This window comes from Commensalibacter sp. A3DC, assembly GCF_047307945.1.
GTDB lineage: Bacteria > Pseudomonadota > Alphaproteobacteria > Acetobacterales > Acetobacteraceae > Commensalibacter > Commensalibacter melissae.
Window position 1 is genome coordinate 1 of the sequence record NZ_JAXOQA010000095.1, and the last position, 4783, is coordinate 4783.

General features: G+C 39.5%; 3 protein-coding genes. 1 reads left to right on the forward strand and 2 read right to left on the reverse strand.

The window, feature by feature from the left end; genetic code table 11:
- Positions 1-224 precede the first annotated feature (224 nt).
- Positions 225-1616, forward strand: a complete 1392-nt coding sequence (locus U0839_RS08435; protein ID WP_413550470.1) for a carbohydrate porin — start codon at positions 225-227, stop codon at positions 1614-1616.
- A gap of 86 nt (positions 1617-1702) precedes the next feature.
- On the opposite strand, the gene yiaY is transcribed toward U0839_RS08435, so the two are convergent.
- Both yiaY and U0839_RS08445 read right to left on the reverse strand, forming a co-directional pair.
- Complete coding sequence (gene yiaY / locus U0839_RS08440) at positions 1703-2851, reverse strand: L-threonine dehydrogenase (protein WP_110438481.1); 1149 nt, start codon at positions 2849-2851, stop codon at positions 1703-1705.
- 232 nt (positions 2852-3083) lie between these two features.
- Positions 3084-4520: a catalase gene (locus tag U0839_RS08445; RefSeq protein ID WP_155565842.1), complete on the reverse strand. Its 1437-nt coding sequence runs from the start codon at positions 4518-4520 to the stop codon at positions 3084-3086.
- Positions 4521-4783 lie beyond the last annotated feature (263 nt).

Here is a 4783-nt window from a genome sequence, read left to right on the forward strand (position 1 = left end):
TTATTGTTAAATGTAATAAAAAAATAAATAAATTATGGGAAAACATGAAAGAAATATTTAATAAAGATATTTTATTATCAAAAATATTTAAATTATTATGTTTTTCTTTAATTGTTATTTTTATACAATTAGAAAATAATAATTTAATTGTTCATGCTCAAAATTCACAAACAGATTCTTTGGAACAAAATCGAAAATATGATGATGAGTTAACGGATTTGCACATGATTCCGGCTGGTAGTAGTGGTGGATGGAGAACAGCTGTCAGTCGTGCAGAAAGTAACCGTATTGATATCCAAAGAATGCAGAAAGAGAGAACAAATCCCTATTTGCCCCAACCGGAACATTTGCTTGGAAATTGGTGGGGATTGCATTCGTGGTTGTATAACCGGGGCATTAATATCAATTTTGACAACCAAAATGAATTTGCAGGAAATATTTCAGGATATCATCAAAAGAAATCAACCAATACAGGTGCAGTGGATGCAAATATAGATATTGATTGGGAAGTATTGATTGGGGATAACTGGATCACGAATGGTCTGGTTGGACATATGACAGTCATTGGTCGTTATGGAAGCAATCTGAGTGCAGGGCTTGGGGAAAATATAACACAGGTGCAGGAATTATATGGTGCTGGTGGGAATGTTGTTGCAAAACTAGTAAATCTGTATCTGGATAAACATCTTTTGGAAGATCGCATGATCATGTCCTTTGGAAGGATGGATGTCGGGGCAAGCTTTGCAACCAGCCCCATTCAGTGTTATTTCATGAATAATGGAATTTGCGGTAATCCAAAACCCTTAAGTGGACAGGCGGCAGGTTTTTCAGCATGGCCGGATTCAGAATGGGGAATTAATATTCTGTTTCAGGCCACTCCTCAATATTTTATACGTATAGGCATGTATCAGGTAAGTCGGGCGGCTTATAGCAATAGGGCCGGCCATCGGGCAGGCTGGGCCGCTGTGGTGAGAACAGGTGAAGATGCCGGTGGGGAATTTCCTATAGAAATGATCTATCAACCAAAATGGGGAAAGCATGAATTAACGGGACATTATAAAATTGGATTTGCCTATGATACGTCACCTTATCCTGTTTGGGGCCGTTCCATTTACGGGGGGCATATCACTTCGGCTAATGGAATAGATCAGAAATGGAAAAGGGGACGGGATGAGGAATGGGTTTTACTGGATCAGATGATTCAGCGAAATGGGCCGGGTGATTTGGACGGGTTGATAGGATATCTTGGTTTTGTTCACAGTAATCCAAAAACATTTCAAAGACAAAATCAATTTCTGGCGGCCATTATCAATACCGGATTTTGGAAATCACGGCCTATGGATGGAATAGGTGTTCTATTTGTTCATCAAATTATGAGTCGGGAAGCACGCAAGGCACAACGATATAACATAATGTCAGGTTTTCCCATCGGGGATATTGTTTCAGGAGCATCTGGAATACAATCAGCAGAAACAACGGTAGAGCTTACTTATTTAATTCATATTTATGATGGAGTTATGTTTCAACCTGATTTTCAATACGAGATTCATCCAAATGCACAAAAAAATATTCCTAACGCAGCCTTTCTCGGATTCAAAAGTCGTGTAGACTTTTAAATATCTTTCAGTAATTTACATTAGATAGATGATAAAAAAAGGATATGGTTATCCATATCCTTTTTTTTAAGTTATGAATTTATTAATTACATTGCTGATTTAAAGATTGCCGCAACTTCTTCAGCATTTCCCTGACGGGGATTGGTCAGGGCGCAAGCATCCTTAAGCGCATTGGCAGTCAAGGTGGGAATATCTTTTTCCTGAACCTTCAGTTCTGTCAGATTGGCAGGAATGTTAATATCTTTTGAGAGGCTGCGGATAGCCGCGATACAGGCTTTGGCGCCTTCCTCATCATTCATGCTACTGACATCAATATTCATTGCCTTTGCAATATCTTTTAAACGAGCGGCACATTTGGGGAGGTTGTATTCCTGAACGTGAGGCAACAGTACTGCATTACAAACCCCATGTGGCAAACCATAAAAACCACCAAGCTGATGTGCCATTGCGTGGACATATCCCAAGGATGCGTTATTGAATGCCATTCCTGCGAGCAGTTCTGCATAGGCCATATTCTCACGAGCTTGCATGTCCTGGCCATTTTTAACTGCATTGCGCAGATTTTCTTCGATTAGGGTTACGGCCTTCAAGGCACACGCATCTGTGATGGGTGTGGCGGCAGTGGAAACATAGGCTTCAACTGCATGAGTCAGAGCATCCATACCTGTCGCAGCAGTCAGTCCAGGAGGCATACCCGCCATTAAAGCGGGATCATTGACAGACAAAATAGGTGTTACATGAGGTGTAATGATAGCCATTTTAACATGGCGTGTTTCATCCGTGATAATGCAAAAACGGGTTATTTCACTGGCTGTTCCAGCAGTTGTGTTGATTGCGATTAATGGAAGTTGAGGTTTGTTGGATTTGTCAATTCCCTCATAATTTTTGATTTCACCACCATTGGTGGCAAGCAGGGCAATCCCTTTGGCACAATCATGCGGAGAACCACCCCCAAGGGAAATAACGAAATCACAATTATTTTCTTTGAGTATTTTTAATCCGTCATTAACATTTGTTACGGTAGGATTGGGATGGGTGCCATCAAAAACATTTGTTTTAATTCCTTGCTGATCAAGCATATCAGCAATTTTTTTGACTACTCCGTTTTTGCTTAGAAATGAATCTGTAACGATAAGGCCATGCTTGAGACCATGTCCCTGAATGTGGGAAATAGCGTCTTGTAAGGCGTTTTTACCAATAATATTTACAGGTGGAAGAAAGAATGTAGTACTCATAATATTGTATATCCTTTATCACCATTATAGTTTCTTAGAGATATATAAGAGTAATTTAATAAAATTAAAGTCTTTACTCTAAGTAAATAAGGGGAAGAGTCGCGCTCTTTTTATTAAGTATGTTTGTAAATTTTACAAAATTATAATCCCCCGATTATGGGTTTTAATCAAGGGATTACTTTAAAAAACCAAATATTAATTTCTATATTTGAAAAATCGGATGATTACTTTGTCATTTTAGACCCGTCGCTACTTTTTGTTCCAGTTCCGGGTCAATTTTCTGGAAGTGTTCCAACACGCGTTTTTGAATATCCTTTCGAACCATTTGCAGGGATTCAATAAAATTATTGATCAACAGACTCTTTTGTTCTGGTTTCATCAAATGAAACAAGGCCCTTGGATAACTGTAATAGTCCTGGTCAACGCGGTTGTCGTACCTTCCCCCTTCACCGGATGTATAATCCGGGAAATAGTTTTCAGGAGTGTTCGTTTGTTTTGGTGCATCTGGATCGCTGTTTGGTTCATAGTTTGTCATTCCGCCTCCATTATCATCAAAACGCATATATCCATCTCTTTGGTAATTGTTTACAGGGCTTTTTGCGGCATTGATGGGCAGCAGCTGATGATTTGTTCCAACCCGGTACCGTGCGGCATCAGCATAGGCAAATATACGTCCTTGCAACATTTTGTCCGGGGAAACGCCTATGCCGGGAACAACGTTGCCAGGGGAAAAAGCCGCCTGTTCTACCTCGGCAAAATAATTTCCTGGATTACGATTCAATTCAAAATATCCAACTTCATGCAATGGGAATTCTTTTTGTGACCAAACTTTGGTAACGTCGAAAGGATTATCCTTGTGATTCTTTGCCTGTTCAATCGACATAACCTGTATATAGGCTTTCCATCTTGGGAAATGGCCCTCCTTGATTGCATTGAATAAATCCTCGGTAAGGTAATCCGGATTGGAACCGGCTAATTCTCCAGCTTTTTTAGGATCAAGATTTTTAACACCCTGTTCTGTTCTGAAATGCCATTTTACCCAAGTGCGGACATTATCCTTATTGATTAGACTGAAAGTGTGGCTTCCATAACCATGCATGCATCGATAGCTGGCGGGAATACCCCGGTCAGAGAAAAGGATCATGACCTGATGCAGGGCCTCGGGAGATAAAGACCAAAAGTCCCATTGAAAATTGGGATCTTTTAGATTGGATTGAGGATCCCTTTTCTGGGTACGGATGAAATCGGGGAATTTCAGGGGGTCACGAATAAAAAACACGGGAGTGTTGTTTCCGACAAGATCCCAGTTTCCATCTTCAGTGTAGAATTTCAAGGCAAAACCGCGTGGATCCCTTACCGTATCGGCTGATCCCCTTTCGCCTGCAACTTGTGAGAAGCGTGCAAACATCGGGGTTTCTTTACCTATTTCGCTAAATATTTTGGCACAGCTATATCTGGTTATATCTTGGGTAACTACAAATTTTCCGTGAGCGGCCGCCCCTTTGGCATGAACACGCCGTTCGGGTATAACTTCACGGTTAAAATGAGCAAGTTTCTCAACCAGATGGAAATCATCCAATAGAATTGGACCACGAGGTCCAGAGGTTCTGGAATTCTGGTTGTCGGGAACAGGAATACCTTCAGCTGTAGTAAAAACCTTTTTACTCATTTGTAGCTCCTTATTTTATTTTTGTTTCATAAGCCAATTGTTATTTTCTTGACCCAATAATTGTATCATACAATCAATAATTCAAAAGTAACTATTTGAGTTTTAAATATATTATTGGATTATTACTTGCCTGTTTTATGTTTTTATTAAGGATAATTAATATTTATTTATTTATTTGTTAATATTTTATATTGATATTGGCAAATAACGTAATCTTCTGTAAAAGGTTGGTAAGATCAGTATGTTTTGTAATTATTGTTTCG

Excerpts from the sequence above, each read along its gene's own strand:
- U0839_RS08435 (WP_413550470.1), top strand. The coding sequence starts at position 225 with ATGATTCCGGCTGGTAGTAGTGGTGGATGGAGAACAGCTGTCAGTCGT.
- yiaY (WP_110438481.1), bottom strand. The coding sequence starts at position 2,851 with ATGAGTACTACATTCTTTCTTCCACCTGTAAATATTATTGGTAAAAAC.
- U0839_RS08445 (WP_155565842.1), bottom strand. The coding sequence starts at position 4,520 with ATGAGTAAAAAGGTTTTTACTACAGCTGAAGGTATTCCTGTTCCCGAC.